This is a genomic window from Agrobacterium sp. MS2 (assembly GCF_003261015.1).
In the GTDB taxonomy this organism is placed as follows: Bacteria; Pseudomonadota; Alphaproteobacteria; order Rhizobiales; family Rhizobiaceae; genus Agrobacterium; species Agrobacterium pusense.
In genome coordinates, this window is sequence record NZ_QLNF01000012.1 from 218,801 (window position 1) to 240,666 (window position 21,866).

Annotated in this window: 26 protein-coding genes; 15 read left to right on the forward strand and 11 right to left on the reverse strand. The window is 59.4% G+C overall.

Translation table 11 applies throughout. The annotated features are described in order from the left end of the window. The first annotated feature begins 32 nt into the window (after window positions 1–32). A complete protein-coding gene (locus DOU54_RS05740) occupies window positions 33–971 on the forward strand; it encodes a LysR family transcriptional regulator (RefSeq protein ID WP_169692031.1) in 939 nt (312 codons plus the stop codon). 45 nt (window positions 972–1,016) lie between these two features. On the opposite strand, the gene DOU54_RS05745 is transcribed toward DOU54_RS05740, so the two are convergent. Further along, entirely contained in the window at window positions 1,017–1,937 is a 921-nt protein-coding gene (locus tag DOU54_RS05745) for a methylenetetrahydrofolate reductase (RefSeq protein WP_034498988.1), read from the reverse strand. A gap of 90 nt (window positions 1,938–2,027) precedes the next feature. Beyond that, window positions 2,028–2,804: a formyl transferase gene (locus tag DOU54_RS05750; protein ID WP_113730937.1), complete on the reverse strand. Its 777-nt coding sequence runs from the start codon at window positions 2,802–2,804 to the stop codon at window positions 2,028–2,030. A 188-nt stretch (window positions 2,805–2,992) separates the two neighbouring features. Between DOU54_RS05750 and DOU54_RS05755 the strand changes: the two genes are divergently transcribed. After that, on the forward strand, window positions 2,993–3,154 hold the full coding sequence (locus tag DOU54_RS05755; protein WP_004442283.1) for an entericidin domain-containing protein: 162 nt from the start codon (window positions 2,993–2,995) through the stop codon (window positions 3,152–3,154). Window positions 3,155–3,263: 109 nt separating this feature from the next. Beyond that, window positions 3,264–4,028 carry a phosphodiester glycosidase family protein gene (locus DOU54_RS05760; RefSeq protein WP_113730939.1) on the forward strand — a complete coding sequence of 255 codons (765 nt, stop codon included), beginning with the start codon at window positions 3,264–3,266 and terminating at the stop codon, window positions 4,026–4,028. Between the two features lie 9 nt (window positions 4,029–4,037). Here DOU54_RS05760 and DOU54_RS05765 read toward each other — a convergent pair whose 3' ends face one another. Continuing rightward, window positions 4,038–4,385 carry a hypothetical protein gene (locus tag DOU54_RS05765; protein ID WP_004442278.1) on the reverse strand — a complete coding sequence of 116 codons (348 nt, stop codon included), beginning with the start codon at window positions 4,383–4,385 and terminating at the stop codon, window positions 4,038–4,040. 650 nt (window positions 4,386–5,035) lie between these two features. On the opposite strand from DOU54_RS05765, the gene DOU54_RS05775 reads away from it, so the two are divergent. Together DOU54_RS05775 and DOU54_RS05780 are read left to right on the forward strand one after the other, a co-directional pair. After that, window positions 5,036–6,439 carry an L-serine ammonia-lyase gene (locus DOU54_RS05775; RefSeq protein ID WP_037092522.1) on the forward strand — a complete coding sequence of 468 codons (1,404 nt, stop codon included), beginning with the start codon at window positions 5,036–5,038 and terminating at the stop codon, window positions 6,437–6,439. A 65-nt stretch (window positions 6,440–6,504) separates the two neighbouring features. Next, on the forward strand, window positions 6,505–6,939 hold the full coding sequence (locus DOU54_RS05780) for a DUF1489 family protein (RefSeq protein WP_113730941.1): 435 nt from the start codon (window positions 6,505–6,507) through the stop codon (window positions 6,937–6,939). Between the two features lie 72 nt (window positions 6,940–7,011). On the opposite strand, the gene DOU54_RS05785 is transcribed toward DOU54_RS05780, so the two are convergent. Next, a complete protein-coding gene (locus DOU54_RS05785) occupies window positions 7,012–7,617 on the reverse strand; it encodes a transglutaminase-like cysteine peptidase (protein WP_004442271.1) in 606 nt (201 codons plus the stop codon). 245 nt (window positions 7,618–7,862) lie between these two features. Between DOU54_RS05785 and DOU54_RS27120 the strand changes: the two genes are divergently transcribed. Next, complete coding sequence (locus tag DOU54_RS27120) at window positions 7,863–8,123, forward strand: hypothetical protein (protein ID WP_146617332.1); 261 nt, start codon at window positions 7,863–7,865, stop codon at window positions 8,121–8,123. Between the two features lie 195 nt (window positions 8,124–8,318). Here the strand turns inward: DOU54_RS27120 and DOU54_RS05790 are convergent, their stop codons facing one another. Both DOU54_RS05790 and DOU54_RS05795 read right to left on the reverse strand, forming a co-directional pair. Beyond that, window positions 8,319–8,936: a PilZ domain-containing protein gene (locus DOU54_RS05790; RefSeq protein WP_045533747.1), complete on the reverse strand. Its 618-nt coding sequence runs from the start codon at window positions 8,934–8,936 to the stop codon at window positions 8,319–8,321. Window positions 8,937–9,108: 172 nt separating this feature from the next. Continuing rightward, window positions 9,109–9,663 carry a PAS domain-containing protein gene (locus DOU54_RS05795; protein ID WP_004442267.1) on the reverse strand — a complete coding sequence of 185 codons (555 nt, stop codon included), beginning with the start codon at window positions 9,661–9,663 and terminating at the stop codon, window positions 9,109–9,111. Window positions 9,664–10,016: 353 nt separating this feature from the next. On the opposite strand from DOU54_RS05795, the gene DOU54_RS05800 reads away from it, so the two are divergent. Together DOU54_RS05800 and DOU54_RS05805 are read left to right on the forward strand one after the other, a co-directional pair. Further along, window positions 10,017–10,754: a rhomboid family intramembrane serine protease gene (locus DOU54_RS05800; RefSeq protein WP_045533745.1), complete on the forward strand. Its 738-nt coding sequence runs from the start codon at window positions 10,017–10,019 to the stop codon at window positions 10,752–10,754. Between the two features lie 154 nt (window positions 10,755–10,908). Then, window positions 10,909–11,343 carry a CBS domain-containing protein gene (locus DOU54_RS05805; RefSeq protein WP_006698832.1) on the forward strand — a complete coding sequence of 145 codons (435 nt, stop codon included), beginning with the start codon at window positions 10,909–10,911 and terminating at the stop codon, window positions 11,341–11,343. 143 nt (window positions 11,344–11,486) lie between these two features. Here the strand turns inward: DOU54_RS05805 and DOU54_RS05810 are convergent, their stop codons facing one another. The 3 genes from DOU54_RS05810 to folE all read right to left on the reverse strand — a co-directional run bounded on the left by DOU54_RS05810 (window position 11,487) and on the right by folE (window position 13,720). Next, a complete protein-coding gene (locus tag DOU54_RS05810; protein WP_004442259.1) occupies window positions 11,487–12,419 on the reverse strand; it encodes a patatin-like phospholipase family protein in 933 nt (310 codons plus the stop codon). A gap of 94 nt (window positions 12,420–12,513) precedes the next feature. Beyond that, window positions 12,514–12,966, reverse strand: a complete 453-nt coding sequence (gene hisI, locus DOU54_RS05815) for a phosphoribosyl-AMP cyclohydrolase (protein ID WP_113380555.1) — start codon at window positions 12,964–12,966, stop codon at window positions 12,514–12,516. A gap of 127 nt (window positions 12,967–13,093) precedes the next feature. Further along, entirely contained in the window at window positions 13,094–13,720 is a 627-nt protein-coding gene (gene folE / locus DOU54_RS05820; RefSeq protein WP_003495569.1) for a GTP cyclohydrolase I FolE, read from the reverse strand. A gap of 281 nt (window positions 13,721–14,001) precedes the next feature. On the opposite strand from folE, the gene DOU54_RS05825 reads away from it, so the two are divergent. The 4 genes from DOU54_RS05825 (at window position 14,002) to thrS (ending at window position 17,461) form a co-directional block, all read left to right on the forward strand. Further along, a complete protein-coding gene (locus DOU54_RS05825; protein ID WP_113380638.1) occupies window positions 14,002–14,448 on the forward strand; it encodes an iron-sulfur cluster assembly scaffold protein in 447 nt (148 codons plus the stop codon). Between the two features lie 3 nt (window positions 14,449–14,451). Then, window positions 14,452–14,811: a membrane protein insertion efficiency factor YidD gene (yidD, locus tag DOU54_RS05830; protein WP_113380556.1), complete on the forward strand. Its 360-nt coding sequence runs from the start codon at window positions 14,452–14,454 to the stop codon at window positions 14,809–14,811. Next, a complete protein-coding gene (locus DOU54_RS05835; protein ID WP_113380557.1) occupies window positions 14,808–15,332 on the forward strand; it encodes a DUF1697 domain-containing protein in 525 nt (174 codons plus the stop codon). Before yidD ends, DOU54_RS05835 begins: the two co-directional genes overlap by 4 nt. Window positions 15,333–15,457: 125 nt before the next feature. Beyond that, a complete protein-coding gene (thrS, locus tag DOU54_RS05840; RefSeq protein ID WP_004442234.1) occupies window positions 15,458–17,461 on the forward strand; it encodes a threonine--tRNA ligase in 2,004 nt (667 codons plus the stop codon). Between the two features lie 214 nt (window positions 17,462–17,675). On the opposite strand, the gene DOU54_RS05845 is transcribed toward thrS, so the two are convergent. Then, entirely contained in the window at window positions 17,676–18,656 is a 981-nt protein-coding gene (locus DOU54_RS05845) for an RgsD C-terminal domain-containing protein (RefSeq protein WP_113380558.1), read from the reverse strand. A gap of 110 nt (window positions 18,657–18,766) precedes the next feature. On the opposite strand from DOU54_RS05845, the gene DOU54_RS05850 reads away from it, so the two are divergent. The 3 genes from DOU54_RS05850 to DOU54_RS05860 all read left to right on the forward strand — a co-directional run bounded on the left by DOU54_RS05850 (window position 18,767) and on the right by DOU54_RS05860 (window position 21,225). After that, on the forward strand, window positions 18,767–19,348 hold the full coding sequence (locus DOU54_RS05850; protein WP_113380559.1) for a nitroreductase family protein: 582 nt from the start codon (window positions 18,767–18,769) through the stop codon (window positions 19,346–19,348). After that, window positions 19,348–19,959, forward strand: a complete 612-nt coding sequence (locus DOU54_RS05855) for a flavin reductase family protein (RefSeq protein WP_035210728.1) — start codon at window positions 19,348–19,350, stop codon at window positions 19,957–19,959. Before DOU54_RS05850 ends, DOU54_RS05855 begins: the two co-directional genes overlap by 1 nt. Window positions 19,960–20,070: 111 nt before the next feature. Next, a complete protein-coding gene (locus tag DOU54_RS05860; protein WP_037093663.1) occupies window positions 20,071–21,225 on the forward strand; it encodes a DUF2336 domain-containing protein in 1,155 nt (384 codons plus the stop codon). 207 nt (window positions 21,226–21,432) lie between these two features. Here the strand turns inward: DOU54_RS05860 and DOU54_RS05865 are convergent, their stop codons facing one another. Then, window positions 21,433–21,852, reverse strand: coding sequence for a hypothetical protein (locus tag DOU54_RS05865; protein ID WP_113380560.1), 420 nt, complete (start codon window positions 21,850–21,852; stop codon window positions 21,433–21,435). Between the last annotated feature and the right edge of the window lie 14 nt (window positions 21,853–21,866).

Sequence of the window (21,866 nt, forward strand, 5' to 3'; positions counted from 1 at the left end):
GGTGCGCCGTTGTTGACATTCAATCAAACGAAATGATATCCATCTATAAATCAAAATATTTGAAGGTGCGTGCCATGACCGTGACTTTCCGCCAACCGCTGCCGTTGCTGGATAACGACATATTGAGGACCTTCGTCGCCATTGCGGAAACGGGAAACTTCTCGACCGCCGCCGAAGTCGTCTTCAGAACACCATCGGCCGTTTCAATGCAGATCAAGAAGCTAGAAGAGCAGCTGAAAACGACGCTGTTCCTGCGCGATGCGCGTTCGGTGACATTGACGGCGCATGGGGAGACGCTTCTGACTTATGCGCGCCGCATGATTGCCTTGTCCAACGAGGCCGTGTCGCGTTTCGTCATGCCCGAATTGTCCGGTGTGGTGCGTCTCGGCGCACCGGAGGATATTGGCGAGCGCGGGCTGCTGCCGGGCATTCTCAAGCGTTTCGCCGAGGCTTTCCCCGGCATCATGATCGACGTCACAATCGATGCCAGCTCCAATCTCTATAAGCGGATGGACGAGCAGCGTCTTGATCTCGCCCTCGTCAACTGTGCTTCACATCCGCTGAGGGACACCGGCGAGGTGCTGATGCGCGAACGGCTCGTCTGGGCGGGTGCGAAATGCGGCACGGCCTATCTGCGCGATCCGCTGCCGATCTCGATATGGGAAGAGGGCTGCATCTGGCGTTCAGAGGCGATTCATTCGCTGGAAAAACGTGGGCGCAATTTCCGCGTGGCCTATCTCAGCGGCCACACGATGGCACAGCGTGCGGCGATTGCCGCAGATCTCGCCATCGCGCCGCTGCCACGATCCTATGTGCTGAACGACATGGTCATTCTGGGCGAGAAGGAAGGCCTGCCGGAACTCGGCTATTTCGATATCCGGCTGATTATGGGCGACAAGGCGTCGCGGCCGGTGCTCGCAGTGGCGGAAAGCATTCGCAATGCATTCGTCGAGGTCGCGAAGGCGGCATGAGGCGAAGGAACGCGTCACGGCCATCATGCGCCGTCGACGCGCCGCTTAGATCGCCACCGAACCCGTCGCTGCGGCGTGATCCGCGTTTTCGGTCCGCCAGCTGCCACGACTGACCAGCCAGTCTGATGACGCCTGCAGCCCGCCGAAGGGAAAGACATGGATCTGCCGGATCGGTCCTTGCGGATTGTCCCGCCAGTGCCGTTCGATCGGCCCGACGATGCTTTCCGGTGAATGGCCCCTGGCAAGCGTGGTCAGGGAAAGCGCGTTTTTCTTGAGATAGGCAATGGAATTGCCGACACCGCAGAGCGCGGCGTATTTCAGGAGCGTGGTGATCTTGGCCGGGCCGGAAACGCCGATATGCACCGGCAGATCGATACCGGATGCGGCAAGCCCCTCTGCCCAGGCGATGAAGCGGGCGGAATCAAAACCGAACTGGGTGACGATGCGCATGGCGGCGTCGGTTCTTTCGCCAAAATCGCGTTTCAGCCGCAACGCGGCCGTCGCCGTTTCGTCATTGAAATCGGGGCTGCCTTCCGGATGACCGGCAATTGCGATATGCCTGATGCCGCAACGGTCGAAAATGCCCGTGGAAAGCATGTCGATGGTAGACGTGAACGGGCCCTCTGGCTTCTCGACGCCACCGCCGACCGCCAGCACGTCGGTCACGCCGGCGTCGCCGGCAAGCCGCTTCACCTGTTCCTCGAAATCGATGCGAGAGGCGATACGGCGCGCCGCAAGGTGCGGAACGGGCTCATAACCGAGATCACGCAGATGCTTTGCGGCATCGACCAGCTTCACCTGCGAGGCGGCTCCGGTATCTGTCAGATAAACGCGCACGCCCTGCGGAAAAAGACCGGCAAGACTTGCCGGGCCAAGCACCTGCGCGGGTGAGGCCTCGATGGAGGCAGGGATGACGGAAGTGGCGGAGATATCGGGCAATGTGTGCATGATCCTTTTGATTATCATGCACCGTTTTTGAGGCCAAGTCTGTGCCTGTTGCGGCAAGACAGCCCTGCATCTGCGACGAAGCTTGAGCCGAGCGCGGTGCCGGCGGCGCTACCAGACCCGTTTCGTCAGACCGTTCCAGAGCCATGTCCAGATCGTTGGTGGAAAGCGGAGCACCGACTTTCCGGGCGAGGGCGGCTGCGGCGCAAGGCTGCCGGACAAGGCGTCTTCGATGGCATTGATGGCGATATCGACCGAGGCTGCTGTCAAGAGAAGGGGATAGGTGGCGATGGTGTCGGAAGGTGAGGGTTTCAGCCGTTTTTCGTAAAGTGTGGCGCCGGTATCCACACCCTTGTCAACGAGATGCACGGTTGCGCCGAAATTGCCCCGGTCCTTTTCCACCAGCGCCCAGTATCCACCCATCTGGCCGCGATAGGCCGGGTTGATGCCGGCGTGAAAATTGATGATGGGGCAGTGCAGGTCCCTGAGCGTCGCCGGCGTCAGCAGACGGCAGGAAATGGTGAAGATGACAGCCGGTTTCAGGAGATTGGCGGCCTTGCGACATTCTTCATCGTTCAGCGAGGCGAAATGCGTGACTGGAATGGTGCCGCCCAGATCAGGCAGGAGACCATGCTCCGCAATGATCTCTTTGCTTCTTCGTACCGTGAAGCGTTTGCCGAGCCGCGATGCGACCATCGTCGCCAGCTGGCCCACTGCGACAATCCAGCCGAGGCGCCTTGCCCGGCGCTTGAGGATGGCCGATTTGCTTTCGGGCTGTTCCATGAACACATGGATGTCGGGAAATCGCGCTGCCAGCGCATTGATCATGACGTTAGGGTTCACGCCGCCCGTCGTCATCACCAGAAGCCGATTATTGATGTCAGTCATGTCACCCACTGGATTTCTCAAGCCACGATCCACGCGCAGTTTCCCTCGCGAAGCTCAAAACCATGTTAATTTTCATCGACAGGATTTTTTGAAACGCCGCTGGAACCGAATTTTGGGACTCACGTTATTGTGACGCATATCACATCGGCGCTTGCCTCGGACGGCAAGTCATAGGGGAGTAGTTTCAAATGATCACACGCATTCTTTCGACCGTTTTCGTGGCTCTGCTGACCGTCGTGACGCTCAGCTCTTGCGGCAACACCATTCGCGGCATGGGCCGGGATACGGCGAACGCCGTGGATGCGACCCAGGATGCCGGCCGTAGCGTCGACCGCGCCGCCCGTCGCTGACGACATCTCCCCTTCTGAAAGTCCGGCGTCTCCCTGAAGCCAGGGTGACGCCTTTTCTTTGACCGAATTTCCCTGCGAATGTTCCCCTGAAGAGAATCACGGGGTGGGCATGAACAGATCGATGAAAAGACTGGCGAAGCTGCTGTTGCCGTTGCTGCTGCCATTTTCGGCCGAAGCGGGCGGGCAGGTGGATTTCTGCAGAATCTTGGATCATGCGGGCGGCCGCTATACCGTCTGCAGTTTCGATCCGGCGAAAAGCACCATCCGGATTTACGACCGCGACCATGTCTCAGGACAGGGATATCGTTCTTTCGCCGATCTATCCTCCGCGCTCTGGCGTCAGCACATGTTCAGTGTCTTCGCCATGAATGGCGGCATGTATCATTCCGATTATTCCCCGGTCGGGCTGTTTATCGAAAACGGCGTGGAACGTTCGCCACTCAGCACCCGCGGTGGCTGGGGCAATTTCCATCTTCTTCCGAATGGCGTGTTTTACCTGAAGGATCACAGGGCGGGCGTGCTGGCGACCGAAGCCTATCTGACGGCCGACCCGAAGCCCGATTTTGCCACCCAGTCCGGGCCGATGCTTGTTATCGACGGCGGACTGCATCCGCGTTTTCTGCCCGACAGCGACAGCTTGAAGCGCCGCAACGGCGTCGGAGTCTCTCGCGATGGCATGGTACATTTTGCCATTTCGGACAATACCGTGCGCTTTTACGATTTCGCCACGCTGTTCAGGGATGTGCTGGATTCACCGAATGCGCTCTATCTCGACGGCACCATTTCCAGCGTCGATATTCCCGCGATGAAGAGGCGAGATACACTGTTCCCCATGGGGCCGATCATCGCCGTGGTCGACAGGGTGCCGGATTAGTCGAGCGGGTCAGATCGGCGCCTTGGGATAGGCTTTTTCAAGGCCGGCGGAAGCCGTCAGCCCCTTACGGAAGGCGAGATAAGCAGGATGCTGGCTTGCCTTCGCAATTTCCGCGAGGCGGATTTGCAGGCGGGCAGGGGCGTGGCCACCCAGCCATTCACCGGTGGCTTCAAGCTTCAGGCTATTAAGAAAACGAGCGCCGGCCTGCTGGTCGAGATAAAGGTTAAGGCCTGCCAGCAGGTTCTCGTCCTGCAGCGCGTTCTCCATCAGCAACGACACCCATGCCTTATCCTCACTCGCAAGCGAGGTCAGTTTCGAAGCAACAGTTTCACGGTCGGGGAAAGAGGATGTCTGCATGTGGGACTCGCATCGTTGCTGTTTGACCATGGTCGATAAAGCAGCGGTCGCAGCCATTCAAGATGGCTTTCAGCGGAAGAATTGCGACCGCAACGTGCCCGCGTCCGCCGTTTTCAACAGGTGTTTGTATGAAACCTTTAAAAAACGGTTACACTTTAGCCTAAATTGCGGCGAGGACAGAAAAGGCACTGTTTTCAGCGTCGCGCTAACGCTTTGTTTTTTAACATACCTATGCAAGGCGCGAATGGCAGCCCGTCGAAAACGCCTTCATTTAGCCGCTTTTTGCATTTGCCTTCCGCGCCGGATTTTAATAAATGCTTCCTCCACGGGCCGGGTCTTGAAGATCGCCCGGAGAGTGAATAGCTGGAGTAATCATGGAAGAAACCGCTCAGAAATCCTGCTGGGGCGTCACGTTGCGCGCACTCGCAGGCTTTGCCGCTTTTCTCGCATTGACGTACATTTTTGGCAGCCCATAAGCATCTCTCCTGATTGACGGGTTTTGAAACGGCGCGGTTTTCCTCTGGAAACCGTGCTGTTTTCGTTTCCGGGAGGCCCATGTCGCAGCTGCAAAAGCCGGTGCCGCTCTTTTGTGGCGATAAGTTCCAGCTTTGGATATGATGTGACGGAATCCATTACGCAGGAAAAACTCAATGTTTCTTTCGGTCTTTGACGTCTTCAAGATCGGTATCGGCCCTTCCAGTTCGCATACGATGGGACCGATGACGGCGGCCAACCGCTTTCTGGCGCTGATCCTCAGCGACGAGTGGCCGCGCCCCGCCGGTGCCGCCGTTGCGCGCCTGAAGGTCAGCCTGCACGGGTCTCTCGCCTTCACCGGCATTGGTCATGGCACCGGCCGGGCAGTCATTCTCGGCCTGACCGGCGAGCGGCCGGACCTTGTCGATCCCGACGCGATGGACGCCATCATAGAGGCGGTGGAGAAGGCCGGTACGGTTACGCCGCCCGGCCATCCGACCTACGAGTTCAGGACGGCCGAAGATCTCGTCTTCGACAAGAAGAACCCGCTGCCGGGCCATGCGAACGGCATGACCTTCTCCGCTTTCGATAACCAGGGCAGGCTGCTGGTCAAGCGCATCTATTATTCCGTCGGCGGTGGCTTTGTCGTCACCGACACGGAACTGGAGGCGATCAAGCAGCGCGGCAAGACCATCGATAACGGCCCGCGCGTGCCCTATCCTTTCGCCACGGCGAAGGAAATGCTGGAAATGGCCGCGCGGTCCGGCCGCACCATCGCCCAGATGAAACGGGCGAACGAGGAGACGGTTGTTTCGCGCGAAGAGCTGAATGAACGGCTGGACCAGATTTGGGACGCGATGAACGGATGTATCGAGCGCGGGCTGAAGGTGGACGGCATCATGCCCGGCGGCCTCAAGGTGCGTCGCCGTGCCCGTTCGATCTATGAAAAACTGAATGCGGAATGGCGTAGCAACCGGTTGAATCCCGTCATGGCGAATGACTGGTTGAGCGTCTATGCCATGGCCGTGAACGAAGAGAACGCGGCCGGCGGCCGTGTCGTCACCGCGCCCACCAATGGCGCTGCGGGCGTGGTGCCGGCGACGGTGCGGTATTTCCGGCATTTCCATGAGGATGCCACCGTCGACGACGTGCGGGACTTTCTCCTCACGGCGGCAGCGATTGGCGGCATCATCAAGCATAACGCGTCGATTTCCGGCGCGGAGGTGGGCTGTCAGGGGGAAGTGGGATCGGCTGCGGCCATGGCGGCTGCAGGTCTTGCGGCGGTGATGGGCGGATCGCCCGAGCAGATCGAGAATGCGGCGGAAATCGCGCTCGAACATCATCTCGGCATGACCTGCGACCCGATCGCCGGATTGGTGCAGGTGCCCTGCATCGAACGCAACGCACTGGGCGCGGTCAAGGCGGTCACGGCGGCGTCGCTGGCGCTGAAAGGCGACGGTCAGCACTTCGTGCCGCTGGATGCCTGTATCGAAACCATGCGCCAGACCGGCAACGACATGAGCGAGAAATACAAGGAAACCTCAACCGGCGGCCTTGCCGTCAACGTTGTGGAGTGTTGAGCGGGCTGGGCGCCCGGCATGTCCGGCATGCTTGACGCCCGCCGCAAAAAGGCATTGATAGAGACATGCCTCTACATCTCATCAAACTTTGCGTCGGCGCGGATTCACTCCAGGACCTGAGGGACTGGGTCGCGCAGCGCTCGCTCACCGCCATGGCTGCGGGCCTTGAGCCGCACAGCGTCCACACGACCCGCATGATCCCCAAACGGGTAGAGGAACTGCTTGAAGGCGGCTCACTCTACTGGGTCATCAAGGGGCAAGTGCAGGCTCGACAGAAGCTGCTCGATATCCGTTCTTTCAAGGGAGACGACGATATTTCGCGCTGCGATCTCGTTCTCGGACCCGAGGTGATCGAGACCTCACCTGCGCCGAAGCGGCCGTTTCAGGGCTGGCGCTACCTGAAGGATGACGAGGCGCCGCGCGATCTCGGGGGTGGAGGAGGCGGCGAGGACATGCCTTCCGATCTCAGGCGCGAACTGGCCGAACTTGGTCTGCTCTGACGCATGATGGATGAAAATGAAAAAGCCGGCACCTTTTGGTGGCCGGCTTTTTTATTTGGGGAGACGGGTTGGTCAGTTGATGCCGCCGACTGCATTGGTGGCGCGGCCATCCTGAATTTTCACCCAGCGACCCGGGTTGGCGGTGTCCTGACGCTTCAGATAGGTATATTCGGTTTCCGACCAGTTCATGACCTTGTTGCGCATGTTGTCGAGAACGAAGTCGCCACGGTCGGTGCGAACGGTCAGAACGGCATGGCCTTCGCCATTCGGCTGCAGAACGACGGTGATCAGCAGGTTGGAGGCGGAGAAACCCTTGTTCATCAGCATCTTGCGCTTCAACAATACGAAATCTTCGCAATCGCCGACGGTGGTAGGATAGGCCCAGCGTTCTTCGACGCCGTAGATTTCCATGTCGGTCATCGGCGTGATCGTGGTGTTGACGGTGTAGTTGACGTCAAGCATCGTCTTCCAGCGCTCTTCCGTCAGCTTCATCGGGCCATTGTCCAGCGAAGTCGGCTGGCACTCGCTCTGATAGGTCTGGCAGAATTCATAATGACCGATCGGTGGATTGGCCTTGCCGATGACGCGCATGACGGCTGCCGGCGATGCGCTGGCCTGTTGTGCGAAGGCGCCGACGATGAACGCGATCAGGATGAAAACGATACGGTTGTTGTTCATTGCTTGTCTCCCCGTGTTGAGGAGACATTCGCAGGTATTTTTTGACCCGGCGGAAATTTGCGTGGCGCAATTTGAGCTTAAATTTCAGCAAATTAGCCGATGTTTTGAACTGAATTTGAAGTGTTTTTTACACGTGTTTGAAGCAAATTTTATTAGAATTTTACGCATTCCGGCTTTAGGTTTTTGGTAGCCATTTATGCCGCTGTATCGACAGCGATTTTTCGTTCGCAGGTGTTTTCATACCCATGTTCATCGCCGTAGCGGAAGCGGGCGATGTAGGGGATTTCCCGTTTTGGGATGGGTGTTCCTTGCTGGCACGCGTCGAAAAAGCGCCGAAAAAAACTTCAGAAAAACTGCTTTTTTCTCGAAAAAAGTTCGGACGGCGTGTTGCAGGCTATGTCTGTGCCCCGGTCGTGCCGCAAATTACCAAGGTGAGCGTTCCTGTCGGGACGTTGTTTGGGCGACAGGTCGAAAGCGGCAAACTGCGTCCGCGGACTTGTTTTTGAACGGGATATCCGCGTCGCGAACACACGCCGACCGGATTTTCGGGCAGGGACGAGGGGGCGAGGCTGCGGTAAAGGTGCGTTGAAAAAGCCGCCCGGTCCCGACTGCCCATCACGGTGCGATGGACTGACTGCAGCCTTGTCCGCTGCCTGACTTCACGCTTTGCGGGGAATGGCGTCGGGCCGTGCGGGGCCTTTTTAAAGAAACTCGATCAATGCGTCGGGTGACTGGACACGATCGAATTCAACGGCGACGCCTTCCATGAAGTGACGCACGATCTTGCCACTCATGTTTTTGCCGAGCTGGACGCGGCTTCCGAGCGGCGGCCGGTGTTCGATCTCGATTGCTGCGCCCGAGAGCGACAGGTCGATCAGGCGGCAGGCGACGAGCATGCCGTCTTCGAGAACCAGCTGCGCCCTGGCATTGCGCGGGGTCAGGCGGTCGTGGCGACGGTCTTCCGGCAGGCCCAGCAACTGACGCTTGGCGATCCATGCGAGCTGGGCGGCGAGCTTTTCGCGTTTGCGCTCCGGCGCATTGATGGCGATGAGGAAACCGGATGCCGTCAGCGACGTCACCGTGCCTTCGATCCGGCCGATATGCTGGAGATAGGCGATGACGCGATCGCCATTGCGGGCGATACCCGGGCAGGCGAATTGTGCTCTCTCGGCGGTCATCTCGGTGGCGGTGCAATCATATTCTTCGTGATCGGGCAACATGAGGCGGCCGTTGAAGGACACACGCACGGCGTCGTCGAGGCGAACTTCCTCAACCGGGCGCAGAATTTGGGCGGTGTTGACCGAACGGGACGAAAACATGGGCAGCGCAAATTGTAATGAATGATGATCGTCCGTTTCTACCCTGTGCGAGTTAACAGACTGTATTGCCTAATCTCTACAATTTTTCTAATCGACCAAATCGTTACGTTTCGTTGCCCCGCGCTCCGTGCGGCCATGGGCTTTCAGCATCGCTTCGTCGATCCTGGACGCCTCAGCATCTACCCGTTCGTAATGCGGCTGCGGCATTGGCCGAATATCCGGCCGGGGTGATGTCCATACGCAGCAGCCGGCTGCTTTTCATCGACAGACAGTGTATCGGCACCATCAATGTGTGGTGCCGTGGCTGCTGTGGAAGCAGCGCGCCGAGGAGCCGCGGGGCGACACCTGCTTCCGTGCGCAGTGGCAGCAGCAGCATTTCGAACGCCAGGGGTTCATCGCCGTAGCCGTCGTCAGCATCGATGTCGAAGACCACGGGCAATTGATGTTGCAGGATGCCGAGCGCCACGCGACAGGGAAAGGACGCGCCGGCCGCCGGCCAGAGTTCTGAAAACGGGCGGTCCCGCAATTCGCGGCCGAACAGGTCGCAAAGACGGGTGCCGGCAAGACGGAAGAAGGGTGTTTCCTCTCCTTTGTCTGTCAGGATGAAAAGGTCGCCGAGATGAGTCTTGAGCTTCGAGGGTTCAATGTCCTCGCGGCGTGGAGCGGCGCTCTTGCCGCGCAATTCATCCCAATAGGCGTATATCTCCAGTCCGGCCATGCTCTTCATAGCATCTCTCCATGTTCGTTTTTGGGACATCATGTCCATCCGAACGTCTGTATCTGGAGGTGTAGCGATTTTCGTGCCAACTGGATTTGTTAAGGTTAACAAAGGGTTGATATTGCCTGACGGCATTTGTCGTGGCATCGGTGCGGCCCTGTCGTGGAAAGCTCCTTCAGCACGATTTAATGGCCCCGCCCGTTCTTTTACGGTGGGCCTGCAAGCCGGACCGTTTTTGGCCTGGCGCCTTTTCCGGTTACGGTTCCGGCGTCGCGCGCTTCGAAGGCGGGACGGCTTTTTTTTCTTTCAGGCTTCCTATATTGCTCGGGAAACGCAAAATTCGACCAAGACAGGGATGAACCATGTCCTACGAGGACGGCGAACAGCCGCCGGTTTCGGAAACGCCGGAGCCGAAAGACGATGCGAACAATCCCGTCTTCAATCTGCCATCGCTGCTGGTGGGCATCCTGGTCGCGCTAATCGTTGCTTATGTCGTTCCCGCCTATCTTCTGTCGGAGGAAGGCAATGGCTGGTTCATCTTCACCTTCGGCTTCATTCCGCTGCGTTATGCGGTGCCGTTTTCCCAGCAGGGGCTGGAATGGCTGTGGACGCCGGTGACCTATTCTTTCCTGCATGGCGGTATCGAGCATATCCTCTTTAACGGATTGTGGCTGATGGCCTTCGGCGCGCCGGTTCTGCGCCGGATCGGAACAGTGCGTTTCGTGCTGTTATGGTGCATTTCCGCCGCCGTTTCGGCCTTTGGCCACGCCGTTCTGAACTGGGGGGACGTGACGGTGCTGATCGGAGCGTCCGGTGTCGTTTCGGCGCTGATGGGAGCGGCCTGCCGGTTCGCCTTTCCGGCGCGGGGCGGATATAGCGCGTCTTTCGGCCATCTGATGCCGCGGCAGAGCATTCTTGCGGCGCTCTCCAACCGTACGGTGCTGATCTTCACGCTGATGTGGCTGTTCGGCAATGTGCTGATTGCGGTCGGCGTGCCGCTGTTCGGCGATGTCGGCGGTCAGATCGCCTGGGATGCCCATGTTTTCGGGTTTCTGCTCGGCTTCCTGTTCTTCGGCTTTTTCGATCGCCCGTTACGCTAGGCCGATCACGCTCCTTGTCGGGCGTGGCGCAAATTTGCTTTCGGGCGTCCCATCCGGGATTGCATTCACGCGGGCCTCAGCGCACCATACCTCATGATTTGCAACCGCCGGGGGAGACTGCGGCACTGCGGATCGCTGCAAAGAGGAGGAAGGCATGCCAACATTCGTAAAGGATCTTCTCGACCGCAAGGGCCGGGACGTCGTGACTGTCAATCCTGAGGTCAGCATCGGTGAGGCCGCGGCCACGCTGCACGCACATAAGATCGGTTCCGTCGTCGTGACCGATGGCGATGGTGTCGTTCTCGGCATCTTCACGGAACGCGATCTCGTAAAGGCCGTGGCGGGCCAGGGTGCCGCTTCTCTCCAGCAATCCGTTTCAGTGGCCATGACCAAAAATGTCATCCGCTGTCACCACGATTCCACCACCGATGAGCTGATGGAAATCATGACGGGCGGGCGCTTCAGGCATGTGCCGGTCGAAGAGAATGGCCGCCTTGCCGGCATCATCTCCATCGGCGACGTGGTGAAGGCGCGGATCGGTGAAATCGAGGCCGAAGCGGAGCATATCAAGGCTTATATTGCCGGGTGAGTTAGTGTCCTCTCCCTCATTCCTGTGCTCGTCACAGGAATCTAGTCAGCCCAAGTCCTTGGGCTGAAAGGAGTTCCTACCGCCACGTAGACGCGCATCGGCTGGGTTCCCGTGACAGGCACAGGAATGAGGGAGCTCTCGCCTCACCGCCGGAACGCCTGCTGCATGCGCTCCAGTTCCGGAATGCGCGCGCGCGTTTCCTGATATCCCCTATCGATGGCCTCACTGGCGCGATGGAATTCCGACAGGCCGATATCGTTGATGCGGGGATGAAGCATCAGATCGGGCGGATCACCTGCCAGACGCGAGCGCGAAATCCTGTCCTGAATGATGTTGAAGGCCTGCACCATGACGCCCGGCAGGCCGGGGCGCGGCGCGCTGTCGTGCGGTGCGCCGCCGGGAGGTGCAGCGGCGTGCTTGACGACGGCGGAGCGGCCGAAGAGATCGTAATTGAGGTTTACCGCCACGACCAGCGCCTGCTCATAGGCCCGGCAGACCGAAACCGGCACGGGATTGACGAGGGCGCCATCGATGAGGGTGCGGCCGTTGCATTGCACGGGTTCGAAGATGCCGGGCAGCGCATAGGATGAACGCAAGGCGGTCACGAGATCACCCTGATGAATCCAGACTTCATGACCCGTGCGCAACTCCGTCGCGACGGCGATGAAGGGATGATCGAGGCTTTCGACGCGCAGCCCTTCCAGATGCTCCTGCATGCGTTTTGTGAGCCGCATTCCGCCGAAGAGCCCGCCGCCGCCGATCGTGAGATCCAGTAGGCCGGCAATGCGGCGCATCGTCAGCGAACGGGCGAATTCCTCAAGCTCATCGAGCTTGCCGGCGAGATAACATCCGCCAACCAGCGCGCCGATCGAGGTGCCGGCGATCATGCCGATCTTGACGCCCGCTTCATCGAGGGCCCGCAGGACACCGATATGGGCCCAGCCGCGGGCTGCGCCACCGCCAAGCGCGAGCGCTATCCGGTGTTTATCGACGATCTGTGTAACGGGCGGTTCATTGCCGATGACGTCGGTATTACCCGCCGCAAGGTGGTTCTGACGATTTCCCCATCCCAACATGACCGCACTCCCTGCCAGTTCTTCGGGTTCCGCCCTTGGCCCCGGAACCCGCTATATTGGTAGCAAATTGGTGCGGCCGATGGAAGGCGGCGGTTTATGTGCCTGAATAGGTCGTCGCCGGATCGAAATGGCGCGTATCGTCGGTGATTTTCGTCACCGCCTGGCCATCAGCCAGTTCGACCGTGCGGTAGAAGCAGGAGCGGCGGCCGGTGTGGCAGGTGGCATCGTGGCCGGCGACCGAGACCTTCAGCCACACGGCGTCCTGATCGCAATCGGTGCGGAATTCCTTCACGGTCTGCAGGTTGCCCGACGTTTCGCCCTTCTTCCAGATCTTGTCGCGCGAACGGCTGTAATAGTGGGCGATGCCGGTCTCAAGCGTCAGCGACAGGGCCTGTGCATTCATATGGGCGACCATCAGCAGTTCGCCATCGCGCGCGTCGGTGACTACGGCTGTGACGAGGCCGTGGGCGTCGAATTTCGGCGAAAAGAGACCTGCGTTTTCAAGCGCTTCCTTGTCCGCAGGCGCGGACGGAAAGGTAATGGACATGGCAACCTCGGAAAATCATCTGGCGGAACGATGAGAGGGGCGGATGAAACGGAAGAGCGCCCGCCACTCTGAATTTTCTTGCGCATCGGATTTTCCGAAAACCGCATTACGGCTTTCGGGCCGGTGCTTAACGGTTCCGCACCATGGTCATGAAGCGCACCTGTTCGGCCGGGTCGTTCTTGAACGTGCCGGTAAAGGAGGTGGTGAGGGTGGTCGACCCCTGCTTGTTGACGCCGCGCATGGACATGCACATATGTTCGGCATCGATCATGACGGCCACGCCGCGCGGTTTCAGGGTTTCCTCGATCGATCTTGCGATCTGCGCGGTCATGTTTTCCTGCGTCTGCAGGCGGCGGCCGAAGATTTCGACAACGCGGGCGATCTTCGACAGGCCAAGCACGCGACCGGCCGGAAGATAGGCGACATGCGCCTTGCCGACGATCGGCACCATATGGTGTTCGCAATGGGAGAAGAACGGAATGTCGCGCACCAGCACCACATCGTCATAACCGCCGACTTCCTCGAAGGTCGTGCCGAGCACGTCCTGAACATTCAGCTCGTAACCGGCAAAAAGCTCGCGATAGGCCTTGGCGACGCGCTTCGGCGTATCCAGAAGTCCTTCGCGGGCGGGATTTTCTCCAGCCCAGCGCAAGAGAACGCGCACTGCTTCTTCCGCTTCGGCCTGGCTCGGGCGAGCTTCGGCCACGTCGGGTTTTGCGCCAGCGCCGGGGAAATTCTTCACGATCGCATCCATTCCGTCTCTCCCGATGCGGGTAAAGGCCGCACCTGAATTCGTTTTACATCGCGAACCCATGTTCGCAGTTGCTGCTATCTGGTTGTTTTATAGCATTTTGGCAAGGCCGATGCTGTTTTTTCGGTATCGGAGCCGTTAATTTGATCACGGCTTGATGTCCAGAAAGCTCGTTAGCATATAATGAGAATGAAGGGCAGGAAAGCTTCACTGCGACAAACGCTGTGTTAGAAAAATTTGACCTGTCCTGTTTTGGGCATTCTTGAGCGCGCCGGGCACCAATGATGGACGATATCTACAATACTCGCATTCTGGACTTTGCCGGGAATATCCCGCTCATCGGCGTTCTTGAGGATGCTGACGCCAGCGCCGAGAAACACTCCCGGCTGTGCGGTTCGAAGCTGAAGGTCTATCTGAAAGTCGAAGACGGTATCGTAACGGCGTTTTCGCACGAGGTTCGTGCCTGTGCGCTCGGCCAGGCCTCCGCCTCCATCATGGCGCACCACATCGTCGGGGCCTCCAGCGGCGAAGTCCGGCAGGCGCGGGAAGACATGCTTGCCATGTTGAAACAGGGTGGCGATGGCCCGACGGGCCGTTTCGAGGACATGCGTGTGCTGTCACCAGTCAGGGATTTCAAGGCCCGCCACGCCTCCACCATGCTGACCTTCGAAGCCGTGGTCGATGCGCTCGACCAGATCGAAGGGCGGCAGGCTCTCGACGCCGCGGGTTAGGCAATGTGCGGCGAACCGGGCTGCCGGCACCAGCAGACCCAGGTGAAATCCGGGCGATCACGTAACTGGACGGGCAGCTTTGCCAGGACGCCAGGACGGCTTTTCGGTGTCGGCTTTATCAGGCTTTATCAATTGACGCTTTCCGGCTTCATCGGAAACTCCTGCCGCCATATCCCCACCTGTTCGGAATATGGCTACGAGGCGATTGCCCGCCACGGGCTTTGGGCCGGCGGCTGGATGACGCTGTTTCGTGTGGCGCGCTGCGGACCGGGCGGCACAAGCGGTCTGGATCCGGTGCCGGAAGTACTTGATGGAAGCAGGCGCTGGTGGATGCCGTGGCGCTACTGGAGCCGACATCGATGAATGACTATGTGGCCCTGCTGCACAGCATCGTTCTCGGCGCGGGCAAGCGGCTTATCATGGCCGATCTCAGGGCCTTGGCGGAAGAGCTGGGATTTACCGACTGCAGGACGCTTGTCGCGACCGGAAATCTTGTTTTTCGCGCTGAAGCGGCACGTGTCCGCGAGATAGAGGACAGGCTGGAGCGCGCCTTCGAAGATCGCTTCGGCAAACATGTCGATATTCTCGTTCGTTCCGGCGGCGACTGGCTGAAGCTGGCGGCGGACAATCCCTTCGCCAAGGGCAATCCGCCGGATGTCTGCGTGCGGGTGATGCGTGAACCGCTTGGCGAAGGTATCCTTGGATTTCTCGATAAGTACCGCCGACAGGAGACGATCGCCGTAATCGGCGGTGACTTGTGGATCGATTTCAAGGGCAAACCGAGCGAGAGCAGGCTGCTGTCTGCGCTGACCACAAGAAGGCTCGGTATAGGCACGACCCGCAACGCCAACACGGTCAATGGTCTCGCGGAAATGCTTCGCTGAGCGGCCTTCACCTTTGACTGCAATGGCAAAAGCCTTTATCAGCCTGCGTGCCCGCCTGTCGCGGGTAAATCATTATTCCAACACCACCCGCATTCGTTGGCGGGACTGGACAGGAGCACTAGACGATGTCTGAAGCCGTTTCCCTTACATTTCCCGATGGTTCCGTGCGCAGCTACGCCCCCGGCACGACCGGCCGCGAGGTTGCCGAATCCATCTCCAAATCGCTCGCCAAGAAAGCCGTCGCCATAACGCTTGATGGCACCCTGCGCGATTTGTCCGACACCATCACCGATGGCAAGATCGAGATCGTCACGCGCGAAGACAAGCGTGCACTTGAGCTCATCCGCCACGATGCCGCCCACGTCATGGCCGAGGCCGTGCAGGAACTGTGGCCCGGCACGCAGGTGACGATCGGCCCTGTTATCGAGAACGGCTTTTATTACGACTTCGCCAAGAACGAGCCCTTCACGCCGGAAGATCTGCCGAAGATCGAAAAGCGCATGAAGGAAATCATTCAGCGCAACAAGCCGTTTACCCGTGAAGTCTGGTCGCGTGAAAAGGCCAAGGAAGTCTTCGCCGCCAAGGGCGAGAATTACAAGGTCGAGCTGGTCGATGCGATTCCGGAAGGTCAGGACCTGAAGATCTATTATCAGGGCGACTGGTTCGATCTTTGCCGTGGCCCGCATATGGCTTCCACCGGCCAGATCGGCACTGCCTTCAAACTGATGAAGGTGGCCGGCGCCTATTGGCGCGGCGACAGCAACAATGCAATGCTGTCACGCATCTATGGCACCGCCTGGGCGACGCAGGAGGAGCTCGATAATTACCTTCACGTTCTGGCCGAAGCCGAAAAACGCGACCACCGCCGTCTCGGTCGCGAAATGGACCTGTTCCATTTCCAGGAAGAAGGTCCGGGCGTCGTGTTCTGGCACGGCAAGGGCTGGCGCATGTTCCAGACGCTGACGGCCTATATGCGCCGGCGGCTCGCCAACACCTATCAGGAAGTCAACGCGCCGCAGGTGCTCGACAAGTCGCTGTGGGAAACCTCCGGTCACTGGGGCTGGTATCAGGAAAACATGTTCGCGGTGAAATCCGCCCATGCCTTTACCCATCCCGATGACGAGGAAGCCGATCAGCGCGTCTTTGCGCTCAAGCCGATGAACTGCCCCGGTCACGTGCAGATTTTCAAGCATGGCTTGAAGTCTTACCGCGAAATGCCGGTTCGTCTTGCTGAATTCGGCAATGTGCACCGTTATGAAGCGTCCGGCGCTTTGCACGGCCTGATGCGTGTTCGTGGCTTCACGCAGGATGATGCGCATGTCTTCTGCACGGAAGAGCAGATGGCGGCGGAATGCCTGCGGATCAACGATCTGATCCTTTCCGTCTACGAAGATTTCGGCTTCAGCGAAATTGTCGTCAAGCTCTCCACGCGCCCGGAAAAGCGCGTTGGTTCCGACGATCTGTGGGATCGCGCCGAAAGCGTGATGATGGAGGTTCTGAAGACCATCGAGGAGCAGTCGGAAGGACGCATCAAGACCGGCATCCTGCCGGGTGAGGGTGCCTTCTACGGACCGAAGTTCGAATATACCCTGAAGGACGCCATCGGCCGCGAATGGCAGTGCGGCACGACGCAGGTGGACTTCAACCTGCCTGAGCGTTTCGGCGCCTTCTATATCGACCAGAACTCGGAAAAGACGCAGCCGGTGATGATCCATCGCGCCATATGCGGCTCGATGGAGCGCTTCCTGGGTATCCTGATCGAGAACTTCGCCGGTCACATGCCGCTATGGTTCGCACCGCTCCAGGTCGTGGTCGCGACGATCACCTCTGATGCGGATGATTATGGTCGTGAGGTTGCGGAAGCGCTGCGCGAAGCGGGCATGGCGGTCGAGACCGACTTCCGCAACGAAAAGATCAACTACAAGATCCGCGAGCACTCGGTGACCAAGGTTCCTGTCATCATCGTCTGCGGCCGCAAGGAAGCGGAAGAGCGCACCGTCAACATCCGCCGTCTCGGCTCGCAGAACCAGACATCGATGTCGCTTGAGGAGGCAATCACCAGCCTCGTGGACGAAGCGACGCCGCCGGATGTGAAGCGCAAGCTTGCGGCGAAGAAGCAGGTTGCCTAATAACAGTTACGGCCCCTTCGGGGGCCGTTTTGTTTGTGGGGATGTGCGGGTAATTTCACTGCCAAAGGCGACGCATTCAACTCCGTCATCCCGGACTAGATCCGGGGTCCAGCGCGATCAAGTCGTTGATCGCGAAAGACTCTCTTCACGACGCAGACGCGTCGTCGCTGGATACCGGATCAAGTCCGGCATGACGGATGGATGTGGGTGACGCCTACTCGAAATCCCCGGACATCTCTTCCGGCGCCTGATCCTTCATCAGCACTTCCACATCCGAATCCCGGCCGGAGGTCACCTTGAAATTGCGCTGGTAGACCTTGTCCTTGTTGCGGGCGATGGCGGTATATTCGCCTTCGGCCAGCACCATGGTCGAAAAGGCGCTGACGCTTTCATTGACAACGTCACCGCCGCCGTTCAGCACCGACCAGGCTGTATCGGCAATGGCTTCGCCGCCCGCTTCGGATACCAGCTTGAGGGTGATCTGTGCCGCCCGGTGCTGAAGGGTCGCTTCGGTCAGCTTGCCGGCTTCCACCTGGATATCGGCGCGCACGGAGGCGTTGGCGTTACCGTATTGGGAAACGACGTGATATGTGCCGGCATTGAGGCGCACGATGGTGTTCGGTTTAATGTCTTCCATAACCAGCCCGCGTTCGCCATCCGGACGGGCGTCGGAGGAATAGATAGAGAATTTCAGCTGGTTGGCGGAAATCTGCTTGTCGGAACCTGCAACGGCGTTCAGCACGAAACCACCGGCATCGAGAATGAGCACCTGTTTCTGGACGCTGCCGGAGGCAGGCACGTTGAGCTTCTTGGTGACACCTGCGCGGCCGAAAGCGACGTTGACGAAATATTCGCCCGGCACCAGATGGAATTCCGCCGAGCCGCCCTCTGAGCTTGCCAGCATCGGCAATTTACCGTCGGTGCCGGGGATGGGGCTGAATACGCGCCAGGACAGGCCTTCCTTCACCGCTTCGCCTTCGCCGGTCAGCTTGGCTTCCATGACTATGTCGCGGGCGGTGCTAGTCGGCGCGTTGGGGGCGGAGGGAGCGGTGAAAGCATTGAGTTTCGGCATTTTCGGCGTGCCGCCGAGTTGCTTGAAGTCCTTGAAGGCGTCCTGCGAAAAAGCAGCTTGCGATAACAGGCCAAGCGCGGCACATGCAATGCTCAGACGCGCCGCGATTTTGATTGCCGACATTTTCGATACCGATTGACTTCTTGATTTTCCCGGATCACTTCAAAACCAATGCCGTGGCTATTTCAAGGCCCATGTTTTTGCGATGACAGCAGAATGGAAGATTATTGATCATGACAAGTGATATCAAGCTCCTCGATTACCTCAGGGTTCGCCGTTCCACGCCGGCCCTGCAACTTGCCGAGCCGGGACCTTCGAAGGCGGAAATTGAAGATATCCTGCGGCTCGCCGTGCGCGTGCCTGACCATGGTAAGCTTGCGCCGTGGCGTTTCGTGGTTTTCCGCGGCGAGGAGCGCGTCCGTCTCGGTGAAACGGCGCTTCGGATCGCACTCGAAAAGAACCCGGACCTCGACCTGCAGCAGCAGGAAGCCGAGCGCACCCGCTTCACCCGCGCACCCGTCGTCATTGCCGTCATCAGCACTGCAAAGCCGCATTTCAAGATTCCGGAGTGGGAACAGATCATGTCGGCCGGCGCGGTGTGCCTCAATCTCATCTTCTCAGCCAATGCCAGCGGTTTCGCAGCGAACTGGCTGACGGAATGGCTCGCTTTCGATCCGGCCTTTCTCGCGGAAATCGACGTCGATGCGGCGGAGAAGGTCGCCGGGTTCATTCATGTCGGTTCGACGACATTCCCGCCGGTGGAACGGCCTCGGCCGGAGCTTGCCGATGTCGTCACCTGGGTTGGGGACGTCTGATGTTTTACACCACGGACACCAACCAGCACGGCCTGCCGCATGATCCGTTCAAGGCCATCGTCGCGCCGCGCCCGATCGGCTGGATCGGCTCGAGGGGCAGGGAAGGTTCCCTCAACCTCTCGCCCTATTCCTTCTTCAACGCGATTTCGGACCGGCCGAAGCTCGTGATGTTCTCCTCCAGCGGCAGGAAGGACAGTCTGCGCAATGTCGAGGAGACCGGCGTCTTTACCGCCAATCTCGTCAGCCGCCATCTGGTAGACCGGATGAATGCGTCTTCTGCACCCGTCGCTTATGATGTCGATGAATTCGCCCTTGCCGGTCTTACCGCTGTCGATGGCCGCGTGGTGGATGCGCCTTTTGTGGGTGAGGCACTGGCGGTTCTCGAATGCCGGGTAACTCAGATTCAGCAGCTCAGGGACATTGAAGGCGAGCCAGCGGATTCCTGGATGGTCATCGGTCAGGTCATGGCTATCCACATCGACGAAACGATCATTCGCGACGGGCGCATCGACATGGGACTTGCCCGTCCCGTGGCGCGCATGGGCTATATGGATTACTGCGATGGCGGCAGCGATGTATTCCAGCTGCAGCGCCCCTCTACTGCGCCGTAAATATAGGCCTTCTTCGGCGAGGGTTAATTTTTATGGTGAACCAAACGTAAACCATTTGCGCCTAGAGTTTTATACATGGTGGCGGCGATGATGCCGCCATCCATTGTATGAATGTGTTTCGAGGCTCAGGTGATCGTACAGGCATTTCTTCGCTGGTCTGAAAAGGCTGGATCGACCGAGCGGGCGAATGCCGCCAATGCTCTCGGCCGTGCCTATCTGCATTCCGGCATGGCGCGCGAAAACCGCGATGCCGCCTATATGGCGATGACCTATCTTCTCGACGATCCTTCGCCGCGCGTGCGGCTGGCGCTTGCCGAAGCGCTTGCGGACGCCCATGATGCGCCGCGCGCCATTATCGTTTCCCTTGCCGAAGACCAGCCGGAAATCGCCTGCACGGTAATCGCCCGTTCGCCGGTTCTGGCCGAGGCCGATCTGGTCGATCTGGCGGGGCGTGGCGAAAGCTTGACCCGCGCGCTCATCGCCGCCAGGCCCGGCCTGCCGCGCGGGGTCTGCGCCGCACTTGCGGAAGTTGGCGACCTGCCCGAAACCACCATCCTGCTAGAAAATGACGAAGCCTTCATCACACCGTTTTCGCTCCGGCGCATCGCCGAACGTCACGGTTGCGACGCCGATATCCGTGATCTCCTGCTCCGCCGCGAGGCCTTGCCTGCCGATGCGCGTCATCTGCTTGTGGGCCGCGTGAGCGAGGCACTTGCGGATTCCGCGCTGGTTCATGCGCTGATCACGCGCAACCGCGCCGACAGTCTTTTCCGCGAAGCGGAAGATTCCGCCACCATCCTGATCGCATCGAGCGTTTCCTCGCCGGAACTGCCGGCACTGGTGGAGCATCTGCGCCAGAGGCTGGAGCTGACGCCCGCATTGCTCATCCATGCCGTCTGTTCGGGCCGGCTTGAGTTCTTCACGGCGGCCATGGTCAATCTCTCCGGTCTTGATGACCGCAAGGTGCGCGCCATTCTGGCCACGGGCCGGCCGCATGCGCTGAAGGCGCTGTTCCAGTCCATTGGTCTGTCGGGCGACGTCGTTGACGTCTTCAGCGAAGCGACGCTGATGTGGCGCCGTGCCGCCCGCTCGCAGCTTCCTGAGGCGGCCGCCTCCGTCTCTGCCGAACTGCTGTCGCATTTCCGTGACGTGAGCGGTTCCGAAACGCTGTTCGAACTGTTGCACGCGGTGCGCAAGCTGAGCATTGCGGAAGAACGGCAGAAGGCGAGATATTATGCGCAGGCGCTGGCGGTGGAGGCGGCGTGAGGTCGGGTTAATTTTCGGCTGATACAAATCGCATGAGTATCATAATTTTCCCGGAAGGGGCATCCTCTCATCCTCATCCCTGTGCTCGTCACAGGGATCCTTCCAGCCCAAATCCTTGGGCTGGAAGGACTCTCTCCGCCGCGCAGACGCGCGTCGACTGGATTCCTGTGACAAGCACAGGAATGAGGGAAGATCGGTTGCCCGCAATCACTTATCGAACCGTTTGGCAATCCATGAATAGCTGTTTTCGACCATCCTCACAGGCGTTCCAAGGAAGTGCTTTATGCCTTCGGTGGAAGGAAGGACGCGGCTGACGCGGCCGATCGCCTGTTTGGTGAGACTTTCCTCTTCTTTCGGCGTCACTTCCGCCGTGGCCTGCTGGGCATCGGCCGGTGGTGGAGTGCCGGACTGCGTGCCGACCGTTTGCGGGCTCTGTTCACCCGGTGTCTGGCACACGGCCACGACCACCGGATAGGACGCGTTCGCAAAACGCTCCAGCTCCTTTTCCGACACAGCGTCGCACAGTTCGATGCTCGTCCACCGCTGTTGCGAGGTGGCGAGGTAATGGCAATCGGTGGCGCTGTCGTCGCAACCGAGAAAGGTCATGAGAACGAGGGCTGTTTTCATGGTGTGTGTTGCCT